This window comes from Micromonospora craterilacus, from assembly GCF_003236315.1.
GTDB classification, from domain to species: Bacteria; Actinomycetota; Actinomycetes; order Mycobacteriales; family Micromonosporaceae; genus Micromonospora; species Micromonospora craterilacus.
The window spans coordinates 1-14,605 of the sequence record NZ_POTY01000047.1 but is presented as its reverse complement, the minus strand read 5'-3'; the positions used below and the strand labels follow the sequence as shown (position 1 = coordinate 14,605).

Annotated in this window: 14 protein-coding genes; 3 read left to right on the top strand and 11 right to left on the bottom strand. The window is 70.9% G+C overall.

Annotated elements, in window-relative coordinates; translation table 11 throughout:
- Nucleotides 1-4 precede the first annotated feature (4 nt).
- From rhaI to C1I95_RS10360, 6 genes are read right to left on the bottom strand one after another with little or no spacing between them, the layout of a single operon-like run.
- Nucleotides 5-1,186: an L-rhamnose isomerase gene (rhaI, locus tag C1I95_RS10385; RefSeq protein WP_111213582.1), complete on the bottom strand. Its 1,182-nt coding sequence runs from the start codon at nt 1,184-1,186 to the stop codon at nt 5-7.
- Nucleotides 1,183-1,524 (bottom strand): L-rhamnose mutarotase, encoded by a 342-nt coding sequence (locus tag C1I95_RS10380; RefSeq protein ID WP_111213581.1) that lies wholly within the window; start codon nt 1,522-1,524, stop codon nt 1,183-1,185. Before C1I95_RS10380 ends, rhaI begins: the two co-directional genes overlap by 4 nt.
- Before the next feature lie 18 nt (nt 1,525-1,542).
- On the bottom strand, nt 1,543-2,604 hold the full coding sequence (rhaS, locus tag C1I95_RS10375) for a rhamnose ABC transporter substrate-binding protein (RefSeq protein ID WP_111213580.1): 1,062 nt from the start codon (nt 2,602-2,604) through the stop codon (nt 1,543-1,545).
- Nucleotides 2,601-3,650, bottom strand: coding sequence for an ABC transporter permease (locus C1I95_RS10370; RefSeq protein WP_111213579.1), 1,050 nt, complete (start codon nt 3,648-3,650; stop codon nt 2,601-2,603). Before C1I95_RS10370 ends, rhaS begins: the two co-directional genes overlap by 4 nt.
- Nucleotides 3,640-4,698, bottom strand: a complete 1,059-nt coding sequence (locus C1I95_RS10365; protein WP_111213578.1) for an ABC transporter permease — start codon at nt 4,696-4,698, stop codon at nt 3,640-3,642. The genes C1I95_RS10370 and C1I95_RS10365 overlap by 11 nt, the downstream gene beginning before the upstream one ends.
- Nucleotides 4,695-6,194: a sugar ABC transporter ATP-binding protein gene (locus tag C1I95_RS10360; RefSeq protein ID WP_111213577.1), complete on the bottom strand. Its 1,500-nt coding sequence runs from the start codon at nt 6,192-6,194 to the stop codon at nt 4,695-4,697. Before C1I95_RS10360 ends, C1I95_RS10365 begins: the two co-directional genes overlap by 4 nt.
- Nucleotides 6,195-6,506: 312 nt before the next feature.
- On the opposite strand from C1I95_RS10360, the gene C1I95_RS10355 reads away from it, so the two are divergent.
- Nucleotides 6,507-7,502, top strand: a complete 996-nt coding sequence (locus C1I95_RS10355; protein ID WP_233513461.1) for a LacI family DNA-binding transcriptional regulator — start codon at nt 6,507-6,509, stop codon at nt 7,500-7,502.
- Nucleotides 7,503-7,529: 27 nt separating this feature from the next.
- Here C1I95_RS10355 and C1I95_RS10350 read toward each other — a convergent pair whose 3' ends face one another.
- From C1I95_RS10350 to C1I95_RS10340, 3 genes are all read right to left on the bottom strand, one after another.
- Nucleotides 7,530-8,363, bottom strand: a complete 834-nt coding sequence (locus C1I95_RS10350) for a DMT family transporter (RefSeq protein ID WP_111213575.1) — start codon at nt 8,361-8,363, stop codon at nt 7,530-7,532.
- Nucleotides 8,364-8,403: 40 nt separating this feature from the next.
- On the bottom strand, nt 8,404-9,597 hold the full coding sequence (locus tag C1I95_RS10345; RefSeq protein WP_438941301.1) for an MGDG synthase family glycosyltransferase: 1,194 nt from the start codon (nt 9,595-9,597) through the stop codon (nt 8,404-8,406).
- 121 nt (nt 9,598-9,718) lie between these two features.
- Entirely contained in the window at nt 9,719-10,453 is a 735-nt protein-coding gene (locus C1I95_RS10340) for a polysaccharide deacetylase family protein (protein WP_233513460.1), read from the bottom strand.
- 306 nt (nt 10,454-10,759) lie between these two features.
- Between C1I95_RS10340 and C1I95_RS10335 the strand changes: the two genes are divergently transcribed.
- The gene (locus C1I95_RS10335) at nt 10,760-11,962 is read left to right on the top strand and encodes a cellulose-binding domain-containing protein (protein WP_111213600.1); all 1,203 of its coding nucleotides are present in this window, start codon (nt 10,760-10,762) and stop codon (nt 11,960-11,962) included.
- 293 nt (nt 11,963-12,255) lie between these two features.
- Nucleotides 12,256-13,299 carry a LacI family DNA-binding transcriptional regulator gene (locus C1I95_RS10330; RefSeq protein ID WP_111213599.1) on the top strand — a complete coding sequence of 348 codons (1,044 nt, stop codon included), beginning with the start codon at nt 12,256-12,258 and terminating at the stop codon, nt 13,297-13,299.
- A 5-nt stretch (nt 13,300-13,304) separates the two neighbouring features.
- On the opposite strand, the gene C1I95_RS10325 is transcribed toward C1I95_RS10330, so the two are convergent.
- Together C1I95_RS10325 and C1I95_RS36285 are read right to left on the bottom strand one after the other, a co-directional pair.
- A complete protein-coding gene (locus C1I95_RS10325) occupies nt 13,305-14,327 on the bottom strand; it encodes a LacI family DNA-binding transcriptional regulator (RefSeq protein WP_111213572.1) in 1,023 nt (340 codons plus the stop codon).
- Nucleotides 14,300-14,605 (bottom strand): hypothetical protein (locus C1I95_RS36285; protein ID WP_233513459.1); only part of this gene is annotated, 306 nt, incomplete at its 5' end. The genes C1I95_RS36285 and C1I95_RS10325, both read right to left, overlap by 28 nt.

The following is a 14,605-nucleotide window of genomic DNA, read 5'->3' as shown; positions in this document are numbered from 1 at the left end:
GAGGTCAGGCACCCCAGCCCGCCTGCTGTCCGCCCACCCGCTCGGCCGTTACCCGCTCCAGATAGCCGGAGCGCTTGTAGGCCGCGACCGGGTCCGGATCCAGGCCCATCTCCTCGCGCAGCTCGCGCAGCAGCGGCCGGACGTCGGTGTTGTACGCGTCCATCAGTACGGCGTTGGCCTCCAGCACGTCACCGGCCCGCTGCGCGGCGGTCAGCGCCGGCACGTCGACCAGCAGCGCCTTGGCGGTCGCCTCCTGGACGTTGAGCACCGACCGGATGACGGCCTGCACCTTCGGCTCGATGTTGTGGCACTGGTCCAACATGAACGCGATGCCCTGGCTCGGACGCAGCGCGTCCGCCTGGACGATCTCGTGCATGATCCGGAACAGCTGGAACGGGTCCGCCGACCCCACCATCAGGTCGTCGTCGGCGTAGAAGCGGGAGTTGAAGTCGAACGCGCCCAGCTTCCCGGCGCGCAACAGGAACGCCACGATGAACTCGATGTTCGTGCCCGGCGCGTGGTGGCCGGTGTCGATGACCACCTGGGCCCGCTCGCCGAGTTCGAGGCAGTGCGCGTACGCGGTGCCCCAGTCCGGCACGTCGGTCAGGTAGAAGGCCGGCTCGAACAGCTTGTACTCCAGCAGCAACCGCTGCCGGCCGGTCAGCCGCTCGTACGCCTGCCGCAACGCCTCCGCGAGCCGGTCCTGGCGCTGCCGGATGCTGTCCTGCCCCGGATAGTTGGTGCCGTCGGAGAACCACAGCTTCAGGTCCCGCGACCCGGTGGCGTCCATGACGTCGACGCACTCCAGCAGGTGCCCGATCGCCTTGCGGCGCACCGCCGGGTCGGGGTTGGTGACCGAGCCCAGCTTGTAGTCGTCGTCCTGGAACACGTTCGCGTTGATCGTGCCCAGCTCGATGCCCTGCTCCTTGGCGTACCCGGCCAGCGCGGCGTAGTCGTCAACCAGGTCCCACGGGATGTGCAGCGCCACCGTCGGCGCGACACCGGTGAAGCGGTGCACGGTCGCCGCGTCCGCCACCTTCTCGTACGGGTCGCGCGGCACGCCCTCCTGCGCGAACACCTTGAACCGGGTGCCCGAGTTGCCGTACGCCCAGGACGGCGTCTCGATGCGCTGCTCGCGCAGGGCATCGAGGACCCGCCGGCGGGTGGTCGGGTCGATCTCGGTCATTGTTGCTCCCCCAGTTGCTCTTCGAGATTGAAGATCTCGGTCAGGACGCGGAACCCGCGGTCGGGCCGCCCGCCAGGCAGATCGGCGAAGAACGGCGCCATCTCGGCCTGCCACCGCGCGTTGACCTCGGTCGCCTCCATCGCGGTGAGCGCGGCGTCGAGGTCCCCGGTCAGGAAGTAGCCGACCAGCAGTCCGTCGTCACGAAGAAAGAGTGAATAGTCGTGCCAGCCCGCGTGCTTCAGCGCGGCCAGCATGTCGGGCCAGACTGCGGCGTGGCGGCGCCGGTACTCCGCCATCCGCTCCGGTCTGACCTGGAGGGTGAAGCAGATCCGGCGCACACCACACCTACCCCTGGATCAGAAGTTGAACTGGTCGATGTTCGACGCGGTGAACTCGAACGGGTCGCCCAGCAGGACCTCGCCGTTCGCGCCGAGGGTGAACTCGCCGAGCTTGCCGGCGGTGAACTTCTCGCCCTCCTTGCCGGTGATGATCCCGGAGGCCAGCGCCGCACCGGTGTACGCGGCCAGGTAGCCGAGGTCGGCCGGGTTCCACAGGGCGAACGCCTTGACGGTGCCGTCCTTGACGTACTCGCGCAGCTGGTTCGGGGTGCCGAGGCCGGTCAGCTGCACCTTGCCCTGGTAGGACGAGCCGGAGAGGTAGCGGGCCGCGGCGGCGATACCGACCGTGGTCGGCGAGATGATGCCCTTGAGGTTGGGGTACTTCGACAGCAGACCCTGGGCCTCCTGGAACGACTTCTCGTCCTGGTCGTCGCCGTAGACCGTGGCCACCAGCTTGAGCTTGCTGTACTCCGGCTTGGCCAGCTCGGTCTTCATCAGCTCGATCCAGGCGTTCTGGTTCGTCGCGTTCGCCGTGGCCGACAGGATGGCGATCTCACCGCCCTCGGAACCGACCGCGTCCGAGATCAGCTTGATCTGCGCCTGGGCGATGCCCTCCGAGGTGGCCTGGTTGACGAACGCGTCCCGGCACTCCGGCTTGGTGTCCGAGTCGTAGGTGACGATCTTCGCCCCGGCGGCCTTGGCCTCGGTCAGCGAGCCACAGACGGCGTCCTGGTCGTTCGCCGCGATGATGATGACGTCGGTGCCCTGCTGGGACAGCGTGTTGATGTACGACACCTGGGCCGACGGGCTGGCCTCGGACGGGCCGGTCTGCGCGTACTGGCCCTTGAACTCCTCGACCGCCGGCTTGCCGCCCTGGTTGTCCGAGGTGTCGAAGTACGGGTTGTTGACCTGCTTGGGCAGGAAGGTGACCTTGAGACCTTCCTTGATGGTGCCGGAGGCGTTGCCGTTGCCGGATCCGGCGTCGGTGCCGCTGCCGGTGTCCTCGGCGCAGGCGCCCAGGGTGAGGGCCACGGCGGCGAGTACGGCGGTCGCGGCGACCCGGGTACGTCTGATTCTCATGAAGGTTTCCTTTCGAGGGTGGTGGCGGGTCGGCGCCGACGTAGCCGCTCGCGCGCCATCCGCACGAGGTTCGGTCCGACAACGGAGAGGATGAGCAGGGTTCCGGTGACGATGGTCAGCGCGTTCGCCGGCACGTCGGCCAGTTGCAGCGCGTTGCGGAGGATGCCGAGCAGAGCCACGGCGGCGATCACGCCGACGAGACCGCCCCGGCCGCCGAAGATGGACACGCCGCCGAGCAGCACGGCGGCCACCACCGCCAGTTCCAGGCCGGTCGCGTTGTCGGCCCGGGCACTGGCGAACCGGAACGTCCAGAAGACGCCGGCCAGCGCCGCCATGGCGCCGGTGGCGACGAACAGCCAGAACTTGGTACGCAGCACCGAGATGCCGGCGAAGTTGGACGCCTCGGCGTTGTTGCCGATCGCGTAGAGCGAGCGGCCGATCGGGGTGGCGTACAACAGCACGCCGAACACGACGGCGAGAGCCGCCAGAACCAGCACGAACCACGGGATGACCGTGCCCGGGATGGGTGCCACGGCGTTCTGGGTCCACGTCGGCGGGTAGTCGGCGATCGCCCGGTCGCCCAGGACGACGTACGCCAGGCCGCGGTAGAGCGCCAGCGTACCGATGGTGACCGCCAGTGACGGCAGGCCGAACACGGTGATGAAGACACCGTTCACCGCGCCGAGCACGGCGCCGAGCAGCAGGCTCAGCAGGATCAGCAGCGGCAGCGACGTGACACCGAGGTACCAGAGCTGCCCGAGCACCGAGCAGGTGAGGCCGACCGTGCTCGCCACCGACAGGTCGATCTCGCCGGTGATGATGACAAGCGTCATCGGCAGCGCGATCAGGGCGATCGGAATCGCCTCCAGCGCCACGAACCGGTAGAAGCGGGGGCTGCCGACGCCCTCGATCGTGGCGCTGGCGACGAGCACCACGACGAGCAGCGCGAGGATGAGCACGGCATCCCAGGAACCGAACAGGCGACGCCAGGCGGGCGGCCCCGCCTTCGCGGTACGCGCCGGGGTGACCAGGGTGTCAGTTGCCACGGGTCTTGCCTCCTCGCAGACGACGTGCCATGCGGACGGCGAGCGCCCGGTCGAGCCCGATGGCGGCCAGGATGAGCGCGCCGACGGCGGCGCGCTGCCAGAACGGAGTGACCCCGAGGACCGGCAGGGCGCTGCCGATGGTGGTCAGCAGCACGGCACCGAGCGCGGCGCCGTACACCGAACCGCTGCCGCCGAAGATCGCGACACCGCCGACCACCACGGCCGCGACCACGTTGAGCTCGATACCGAGTCCGGCGTTGGCGTCGAGGGTGCCGAACCGGGCCGCGTACAGCACGCCGGCGAGCCCGGCCAGCGCACCGCTGGCCATGAAGGCGAAGAAGACCCGGCGCCCCACCGCGATGCCGGACAACCGGGCGGCGTCCGGGTCCGAGCCGATCGCGTACAGTTCCCGACCGCTGCGGTAGTTCTTCAGCAGGAAACCGGCCGCCACCAGCACGGCGACCGCGAAGAGCGCGAGCACCGGAACCCCGAGGACGGTGGCGTTGCCCATCCGCAGGAACTCGCGCGGCATGTCGGCGGCGTTGATCTGGCGCCCGGTGGCCCAGGTGTAGTCGATGCCGCGGAACACGTACAGCGTGCCGAGGGTGACCACCAGGGCCGGTACCCGCGCCGCGGCGATCAGGCCGCCGTTGACCGCGCCGCAGAGCGCCCCGAGCGCGACGCCGATCAGGATCGCCACCGGGATCGGTGTGCCGGGGTTGTCGACGAACAGCGCGCCGGTGGCGAACGCGGACAGGCCGAGGATCGAGCCGACCGACAGGTCGACGTTGCGGGTGATGATCACGATGGCCTGGCCGACCGCGAGGATCGCCAGGATGGTCGAGCTGAGCAGCAGGTCCTTGATGTTCTGCGCGGAGAGGAACCGCTGGTTCACCCCGAAGGTCACCGCGACCAGGAGCACCAGCGCGAGCAGGATGCCCAGCTCGCGCACGACGAACAGCCGGTGCGCCAGGCGGGCCCCGGACTCCGCCTTTGGCTCGGGCCCGTTCGGTGCGGCGGGCCGCGATCGTACGTCTGCCGTGGTCATGCGGCGGCCCCCCGTTGCCCGGTCGCGGCGAACATGACGCTCTCCTCATCGGCCTGGTCGCGGGGGATGTCGGCGACCAGCCGGCCCTCGTGCATGACGAGCACCCGATCGGCCATGCCGAGCACCTCCGGCAGTTCACTGGACACCATCAGCACCGCCACCCCCTCGGACGCGAGTTGGGAGAGCAGCCGGTGCACCTCGGACTTCGTGCCGACGTCGATGCCGCGGGTCGGCTCGTCGATCATGAGCACCCGGGGCGCGGTGGACAGCCACTTGGCCAGCACGACCTTCTGCTGGTTGCCGCCGGAGAGGGTGGACACCGGGTCGGTGTTCCGGGCGGCCTTCACCTGCAACCGCTTGGCCCACTCCGCCGCCGAGCGCCGCTCGCCGCCGCCGAACAGCAGCCCGAGCCGGCTGAGTGCCCAGCGGCGCGGCAGCGTGGCGTTGCGCTCGATCGACAGCTCCATCACCAGCCCCTGCTGGCGGCGGTCCTCCGGCACGAGCGCCAGACCCGCGTCGATCGCCGCCGGCGGGGCGCCCGGCCGCAGCGGCCGGCCGTCGACCCGCACCTGCCCGGCGTCGTACCGGTCGACGCCGAAGATCGCCCGGGCCACCTCGCTGCGGCCCGCGCCGACCAGTCCGGCGAGCGCGACGATCTCGCCGCCGCGCACGGTGAACGAGACGTCGTCGAAGTAGCCGTGTCGGGTGAGACCGTCGACCTGGAGGCGTACCTCGCCCGGCTCGGTGGCCATCTTGGGAAAGAGCGCGGAGATGTCCCGGCCGACCATGGTGCGTACCACGCCGTCCACGGTCAGGTTCCCGATCTCGTCGGTGGCGATCCACCGGCCGTCGCGCATCACCGTGACCCGCTGACAGAGCGAGAACACCTCGTCGAACCGGTGCGAGATGAACAGGATCGCCGCGCCGTTGTCCCGCAGGGAACGCGCCACGGCGAAGAGCCGATCGACCTCGACGCCGGAGAGCGCCGCGGTCGGCTCGTCCATCACCAGCACCCGGGCGTCGAAGGAGAGCGCCTTGGCGATCTCGACGAGCTGCTGATCGGCGATGGACAGGCCACGGGCCGGCCGGTCCGGGTCGATCCGGACACCGAGTCGGGCGAACAGCTCGTTGGTGCGCTCGCGCATGGCGGCGGCGTCGATCCGGCGCAGCCCCTTGAGCGGCTGGCGGCCCATGAAGATGTTCTCCGCGACCGACAGGTCCGGGAACAGAGTCGGCTCCTGGTAGATGACGGCGATGCCCGCCGCGCGCGCGTCGGCCGGACTACCGAAGGCGACCGGCTGGCCGTCGAGCAGCACGCTCCCCGTGTCCGGCCCATGGACGCCGGCCAGGATCTTCACCAGGGTGGACTTGCCGGCGCCGTTCTCGCCGACCAGCGCGTGCGCCTCGCCGGCGTACAGTTCCAGCCGGGCGTCACGCAACGCGGCGACGGCACCGAACGACTTGTCCACACCCTCCAGCGCCAGGACCGGAAGCACGTGGGCCCCCTCAGGGTTGTAGTTAACGGGGCGTAATCAGAATCACGTCTATGAAACGTTTCACTTGCGGCCCGACTCTAGGCGGCGCCCTGGCACCGGTCAAGGGTTTCCGGCTGGTTACCGACTCGTTATCCAGTGCCGCCCTGAGCCCCTGGCGACCTGTCCGGCTTCGGCCACATCCGCGCGGCACATATCACGCCGAGCGCGCGCGCTGGTACGTTTCACCACGCGAACCGGATCAGCCGGCAGACCGCCGGTACACCGCTCACCACCGTGCTTGAGGGAGAGATGGCCGCCGCCAACATCAAACAAGTGGCGAAGCACGCGGGCGTGTCGCTCGGCACCGTCAGTAACGTGCTCAACCGGCCTGACCTCGTCTCACCGACCACCCGGCAGAAGGTGCTCGACGCCATCACCGCCCTGGGCTACGTCCGCAACGACTCCGCCCGTCAACTGCGCGCCGGGCGCAGCCGTACCGTGGCGATCCTGGTCCTCGACGTGTCGAACCCGTTCTTCACCGACGTCGTGCGCGGCGCGGAGGCGGTGGTCGAGGAGGCCGGCGGAATGCTGATCGTGTGCAACAGCGGCGAGGACCCGCACCGCGAGCAACGCCATCTCGACATGCTCGAGGAGCAGCGGGTGCAGGGCCTGCTCGTCACCCCCGTCTCCGACGGTCGGCACCCCCGCCTCGACGCGTTCGTCGAGCGCGGCATCCCGGTGGTGCTCGTCGACCGCGGCTCCGGACACCCGAGTCGCTGCTCGGTCGCCGTCGACGACGTCACCGGCGGGCGGCTGGCCGCCGAGCACCTCGCCGAGCGGGGGCACGAACGGATCGCGTACGTCGGTGGGCCGATCACGATCCGCCAGGTGGCCGACCGGCACCTCGGCGCCGCCACCGCGCTCGCCGAGCGCGACGTGCCTCTGGACCTGCAACTCGTCAAGACGTCCAGCCTGTCGGTCGATGCCGGCCGGCAGGCCGCCGACGATCTCGCGGCGCTGCCCCCGGACCAGCGGCCCACCGCGGTCTTCTGCGCCAACGACCTGCTGGCGCTCGGCCTTCTGCAGGGTTCGATCGCGCACGGGCTGCGGGTGCCCGAGGACATCGCGATCGTCGGCTACGACGACATCGAGTTCGCCGCCGCGGCGGCCGTGCCGCTCAGCTCCGTACGCCAGCCCCGCGCCCAGTTGGGCCGTACCGCCGCGGAACTTCTCCTCGAAGAGTCGATCAACGAGGACGGCCACCAGCACCGGCACGTCCTGTTCCAGCCCGAGCTGCTGGTCCGCAAGTCCAGCGACCACCATCGCTGACCCGCCCGAGCGGCACGCCGGCGGAGGTCAGTTTCGCTCGGAGGCAGTGCCGGCGAGCCAGACCCCGGCGGCGACGGTGGCGCTGGCCAGGACGAGTCCGACGATGCGGCCGGGGGTGACCGTCAGGGTCTCCTGGAAGACGGTGATGCCGATGACGATGCTGGCGATCGGGTCGGTGAGGGTCAACGCGGTCAGCGGTGCGGCCAGCCGGCCGTGCTGGAACGCGGACTGGTTCAGCAGCAGCCCGACGGCCGCGGCCGCCAACAGGGCCAGGAACAGCCAGCTGACCACGGTCTCCAGTAGGTTGCCGTGAAACCGGTCGGTGGCGTCCTTGGCCAGTGCCGCGGCGAGGCTGTAGGCGACCCCGCTGGCCACCCCGAGTACCGCGCCGCGCGCGGTGTCGACGAGCCGGTGGGCGATCAGGACGCAGGCCGCCACGATCAGCGCCGCGCAGACCGCGGCCCCCGTCCACGCCGTGGGCGCAGGACTGCGTACGCCGGCCCGGACATCGGCCAGGACGAGAAACGCGGTCAGGCCGACCACGCCCACGGCGACCGCGATCAGATCCCGTCCGGCGACCCGGCGCCGGATCAGGGCGGCCTCGATCAGCACCGCCATGAACAGCCCGCTGGCCATGACGGGCTGGACGACCGCGAGCGGTCCGAGCCGGAGCGCGACGACCTGGAGGGCAACGCCGGCCGAATCGGGGATCCAGCCCGACAACCACAACCGGCTGCGGGCCAGTCGAAGGAGCAGGCGCGGGTCCAGCGCGGCCCGCTGGGGCTGTTGCTTCGCGGCCTTCTGATGCAGTGCCGAGGAGAGCGCGAAGCAGAGCGCCGCGGCGAGCGCGACGAGGATCATGACAGCTGCGCCGGTGCGTCGGGCACCAGCGGCGGCTTCTTCACGGGCGGTATCGGCGATGGCCGGAAGGTCGGCCGGCCGCCCGCCGGACGGCTTCCGACACCACCGTCGCCATGTCGGTCGCCGTGACGATGGCGGTGTGCGCCGTGGTCTCGGGGGCGGTCAGCGCGGTGAGCACCGGCCGCAGGTGTCGGGTGGTGGTGACGTAGGTGGTCAGTCCGGCGTGGGCCAGCACCTCGGCGTTGGCCCTGCCGTGGCCGGGTATCGGCCGGTAGGTGACGGTCGGCAGTCCCGACGCCAACGACTGCTGGCAGGTCAGGCCGCCGGCGTTCTCCACCACCACGTCGACCGCCCGCATCAGGGCTGGCATGTCGTCGACCCAGCCCATCACGTACCCGGGAAAGCCCTGTAGTCGCTCGCGCAGCGTCTCGTTGCGTCCGCACACCACGACCGGTTTCACGCAGCCGGTGGCGAGCACCTCCGCGGCGGTGCGGGCCACGTCGCCGACCCCCCAGGAGCCGGCGACGATCAGCGCCAGCCGGTCGTCATCGGGCAGCCCGAAGCGGGCGCGTGCCTCGCGCTTGCGGTCGGGGGGCAGCGGCGTGAACCGAGTGGACACCAGCGGGCTCACCACCCGTACGTCACGGGCACCGTGCGCGGTGGCCTGCTGCTGCGCCGCGTCGTGTATCACGCAGTAGGTGTCGACGCCGGGCGACACCCACGTCGGGTGGACCACGAAATCGGTCACATAGGCGATGACCGGAGTGCTGAGCCGTCCCCGGCGGCGCAGCGGTCCGAGCAGCTGGTTGGCGAACGGAAAGGTCGTGACGACGAGACTGGTGCCGGGTGGCAGCCGCAACAGCATCCGCCGGGAGGCCAGCCGCAGCGCAGCGCGGATCGCGGTGACCGCCAGGGGTGAGCGGTCGGTGATCGTGAACAGGGCGTCGTAGCTCCAGGGCAGCCAGCGGAGCATGGCCCGGTAGCCTTCCCGGACGACGGCGTGCATGGGCCGGGGAAGCGCCGCGAAGAAGTTGAGGTGTTCCACCGTGATCCCGTCGGCGGCCAGCCGGTCCGCCAGCTCGGCGGCGGCGGCGTCGTGTCCGGCGCCGATGTCCGCGGAGACGACCACGATCTGGTCCCGGACCGGTCGGTTGGACGCGTCGCCGGACACCTGATGGTCTCCGGCGGGCGCAGCTCCGGCCATGGGCAATCGGATCCTGGTCCCGTCAGACATGACGGCACCGGCCCAGGGTGTCCGCTCTTGCCACTGGCTCACCGATCGCGGTTACCCGTCCTCGCCACCGCCATGCCAGCACCGGCGGTGCCGTCCGCGCCGCGGACATGAGGCGCGGTCGCTATGGGCCGGCGTCGGAGACCTGGTGGTGCGCGCCGAGGGTGCCGATGGTCAGGTCCCGGTCACGGGCCCATTCGATGAGATACGGCAGGGTGGCCAGGGTCCCCCGCCAGGCTCCGGGCGTGGCGACGCAGTCGGAGTCGTGCAGCAGCACGGTCCCCCCGCCGGCGAGATCCTTGACCATCGTTCGCCAGATCGATTCCGGCGGCCGGCTGGCCTCCCAGTCCCGCCCCCATGCCGTCCACAGTCGGGGCGTCAGGCCCAACCGCCGGCAGGCCAGCACCGCGGGCGTCGTCAGCACCCCGTACGGCGGCCGGTACCAGACCGGCGGGTGTCCGGTCACGGCGGCGATCCGGTCCCGTGCCCGCGCGATGTCGTTGTAGGTGCCGGCGGGAGATCGCCAGAGCAGGTTCCGGTGCGTCCAGCCGTGGACCGCGACCTCGTGCCCTGCCGCGGTCAGCTCCCGGCCGAGCCCCGGGTCACGGTCGAGCATGCAGCCGAGCAGGAAGAACGTCGCCCGTATCTGCGCCCGCTCCAGCAGCCGCAGGAACAGCGGCGTGGAACGCCGGTCGGGACCGTCGTCGAAGGTCAGCGCGATGCGGGTGGGTGACCCCAGACCGGACAGGTCGGGCCAGAGGCGACGGCGTATCGACGCCCTGGCGGTCGCCGCCGGCAAGGCCTGCGCCGCGAGCCCCAACGCGGCAACGGCGGCCGTCCCCACCACTGTTCCCCGCATGTCAGCCCTCGCAATCACCATCAGGAGCGCCGGACGGCATACCCGTTCCGGTCCGGCTCACGCAGGTGATCGGCGGAATCCCGACCCGCCGGCGGCCCGGACGGGGATCGACGGGTGGTGCGCCAGCCTGGTGGACGAAAACCTTTTCGGCAAGGTGCCCGGACGATTAACACCGTGTGGTGCGAACACCGGGGGCACCGAGTTGTCGCCGCCGTCCGCCGCCTTTTAGTTTCGATTGACAACAATCTATTGGCGTCCTGGCGGTCGATGCCGGCGACCACCAGGCCCGACGCGGAGGACCATCCCATGACATTGTCCAGAACAGGTGCGCGGGTGGTGGTGGCGGTGCTGGCCGCCCTGGCCACCACCGGCGGCGCGGCGCTCGCGGTCACCGGTGCCCAGGCTGCCGCCCCGGGCTGCCGGGTCGACTACCGGATCACCAACCAGTGGTCCGGCGGCTTCGGTGCCGACGTCACCGTCACCAACCTCGGCGACCCCCTCAACGGCTGGGCGCTGACCTGGACCTACTCGGCCGGGCAGACCGTCACCCAGGCGTGGAACGCCACCGTGACCCAGAACGGCAATCGGGTCACCGCCACCAACGTCAGCTACAACGGGGCGCTGGGCACCGGCGTCGGCACCTCGTTCGGCTTCAACGGCTCCTGGACCGGGAGCAATCCGGCGCCCACCTCGTTCGCCCTCAACGGCGTGACGTGCACCGGCGCACCGACCACCCCGGCGCCCACCACGCCCGCGCCGACCAGCGGCTGGAACCCGCCGGCCAACCTGGTGACCCCGCTCAACCAGGTGTGGCAGCACGTGGAGCAGACCTACAACAACGGCAGCCTGTACGGGTTCCGCAACTACGGTTGGGATCAGGTGATGGCCAACCGCGGTTACCTGAACTTCTGCGTTCGCTGGGACTCCAGCGCCACGGTCACCGCCACCCAGCGCGACCAGATCCACGCCGCCCTGGCTCGGCAGTACAAGAAGTGGATGGACGTGATGGTCGGGCACAACGCCTGGCCGTACCGGGACGTGCCGGTGCGGGTGGTCGGCTGGGCGGTCCGGGACCGTAACCAACTTCAGTGGAGTGACACTTCCGTCGACATCTACGTCAACAACATCCGGGAGAACGCCCCGCAGTGCTCCGAGCCCTGCGGCCGGTTCTTCAACCAGAACGGCCAGTACCCCAACTGCCCCGGCGGCGCCGCCCGCCACTACGACCAGTCACTGTGGCTGACCGACGGGTTCGGCGGCGGAGCCGGTGGCGACTGGGGCCAGCGGATGGGCCGCGAGTACTTCATGGCCAACCTCAACGCCGACAACATGCACATCCTGCTCCACGAGATCGGCCATACCTTCGGCCTCGACGACTTCTACGACTGGACACCGAGCGGCGTCGGCGGCTTCCTGATGCGCGCCGGCAGCGCCAGCTCGATCACCGAGTTCGACGCCTGGATGTTCCGCGACTGGTGGCGCCATCTCAAGAGCCGCTACGGCTACTGATCCCGCACTGCCACCCGGGCCCGGTCGGCCTGATTTTCGCCGAGGCATTGCCGAAAGCGTTTTCGGCGTCCATTGTCGGAGATCAGGCCACTCGGGTTGATCGAGGCCCGACGGAGTACCACCGGCCCCTCGGCGGCGGTCCGCAGACGCCGAGGGGCCCTCCTGAACGAGGAGGGCAGGTTGTGATCGAGAAGAACGGCCGCGTACCGGCAGGCGGAGCACGGCCGGCCCGGTCCGCCGCGTCGCGCGGCGGCCGCGCCGAGGTGTTGGCCAGACGACCCGGCCGTTCGATCATGCGGGACGTCGCCGAACTGGCGGGGGTGTCCGCCCAGACGGTCTCCCGGGTGATCAACGGACACCCCTATGTCGCCACCGACACCCGGCAGCGGGTGCTGGCCGCCATGCGGGCGCTCGACTACCAGCGGAATCCGGCGGCCCGCGCGCTGGTCACCCGGCGGTCCGGCACGCTCGGGATCGTCGGCTACGAGAGCCCGCTGTACGGGCCGACCTCCATGTTGTACGCGATCGAGGGCGCCGCCCGCGCCGCGGGCTACTTCGTCAGCGTCGCCAGCGTGCGGCACCTGGACCGCCGGTCGGTACTCGACGCGGTCGAATGGCTGCGTCGCCAGTCGGTCGAAGGGCTCATCGCCATCGCGCCCAAGACGTCCATGGCCAGTGCGCTGGCCCAGGCGACGGCCGGACTGGCCTGCGTGACCGTGGGTGGGGGCTGCAGCGACGCGATCCCGAGCGCGCAGATCGACAATGCCGGCGGCGCGCGGCTGGCCACCCGGCACCTGCTCGACCTGGGGCACGCCACCGTGCATCACGTGGCCGGTCCGAGCGACTGGCCGGAGGCGGGCGAACGGGTCTACGGCTGGCGGGACGCCCTCCAGGCCGCCGGTGCGCCGACACCTCCGGTGCTGCCCGGTGACTGGAGTGCCGACGCGGGATACGAGCAGGGCAAGGCGCTGGCCCGCGATCGGAGCGTCACGGCCGTCTTCTGCGCCAGCGACCAGCTCGCCCTCGGCGTGCTACGCGCGCTGCACGAGGCCGGCCGGCGGGTTCCCGACGAGGTCAGCGTGGTGGGCTTCGACGGTACGCCGGACGGCGGCCACTACCTGCCCCCGCTGACCTCGGTACGACAGGACTTCGCCGAACTCGGTCGGAGCAGCCTGGGGCTGCTGCTGTCGCAACTCGACCGGGTCGGGGACACCCCGATTCTCCGGCGCGATCTGCTACTGCCCGAGCTCGTGATCCGATCCAGCACGGCACCGGTGCCCGGCGGCGACGGTCCCGCGGAGGAGGTGACACCGGCCAGCCCGACGCCCCGCGACTGACCTGGTCAGCGGTGCGGGGCCGGCCCGGTGGACTCGCGTACCACGAGGCGGCCGGGTTGCCGGATCAGCCCGGCGCCGCCGTTGCCGTCCAGGGCGGCGAAGAGGTGGTTGACCGCGGTCGCGCCGAGCTGTTCGAGGTTGAGGTCCACGGTGGTCAGCGAGGGTCGGCAGTCGGCGGCGAAGAACTCCCAGTTGTCGTATCCGACGATCGCCACGTCGTCCGGGATCCGCCGGCCGAGGTCGCGCAGGCTGTCGGCGACCCCCGCGGCGACCTGGTCGTTGCCGCAGAAGATCGCGTCGACGTCCGGCCGGGCGGCCAGCAGCAGGCGTCCAGCATGCCGGCCCCACCGTTGCGACCACTCGCCGTAGAGCGGGTCGCCCGCCGGGGTGAGTCCCGCCTCGGCCAGCACGGATCGCAGCCCGGCCGCCCGGTCGCGGGCCGCGCGGTAGGTGTCCGGCCCGGTGATGTGCCCGATCCGGCGCCGCCCCTGCGACACCAGGTGTTCGGCGGCGAGCCGGGCACCGCCCTCGTCGTCGGCGACGATCGACAGATCGCGCGGGTCGGTCGACTCGGCGTAGGCGTAGACCACCGGGACCGGGATGTCCTGGGTCAACGACGGGCTCAGGTCGTTGCTGTCGCCGACCACGATGAACCCGTCGACCTGGCGGGCCAGCAGGGTACGGATGTAGTGCTGACGGCGGATCGCGTCGCCGCGAGCGTCGCAGAGCAGCACGGACATCTGCCCGTTGCCGAGGGCGTTCTCGGCGCCGAGCAGGATGGGTATGGCGAACCGGCCACCGAGTTCGTCGGTGAGCAGCCCGACCGTGCGGGTGCGTCCGGAGATCAGACCGCGGGCCAGCGCGTTGGGCTGGAAGGAGAGCTCGGCGGCGGCACGTAGCACCCGTTCGCGGGTGGCCGGGGCGACCTCGGCGCGGCTGTTCAGGGCCTTGGACGCGGTGGCCACCGAGACCCCGGCGCGGTTCGCCACGTCGCTCAGCGTCACTGACTGCGATCGTCGTCGGCCCACCGAAAGCCTTTCGCGACATCTCCGGGCAACAGCGGCTGCTCGCCAACCCCCCGCACCCCGGCCAGCGTAGTGCGTGGGCTGCCGCCGGGGAAGGTGACGGTGGTGCCGAGCGCGGGAGCAAGTTTACGTTCCCGACATCTTGTCGAAAAGGTTTTCGTCCGGCAGGGTAACGGCAGGAAGTGATCTGAGTCACTGTATGGGAGGGCTCCCATGCCGTCCGCTCCCCTCCTGGCCGCCCGCGCGCTGTCCGCGGCCGAGATCGCCGACCCGCCCTCCAC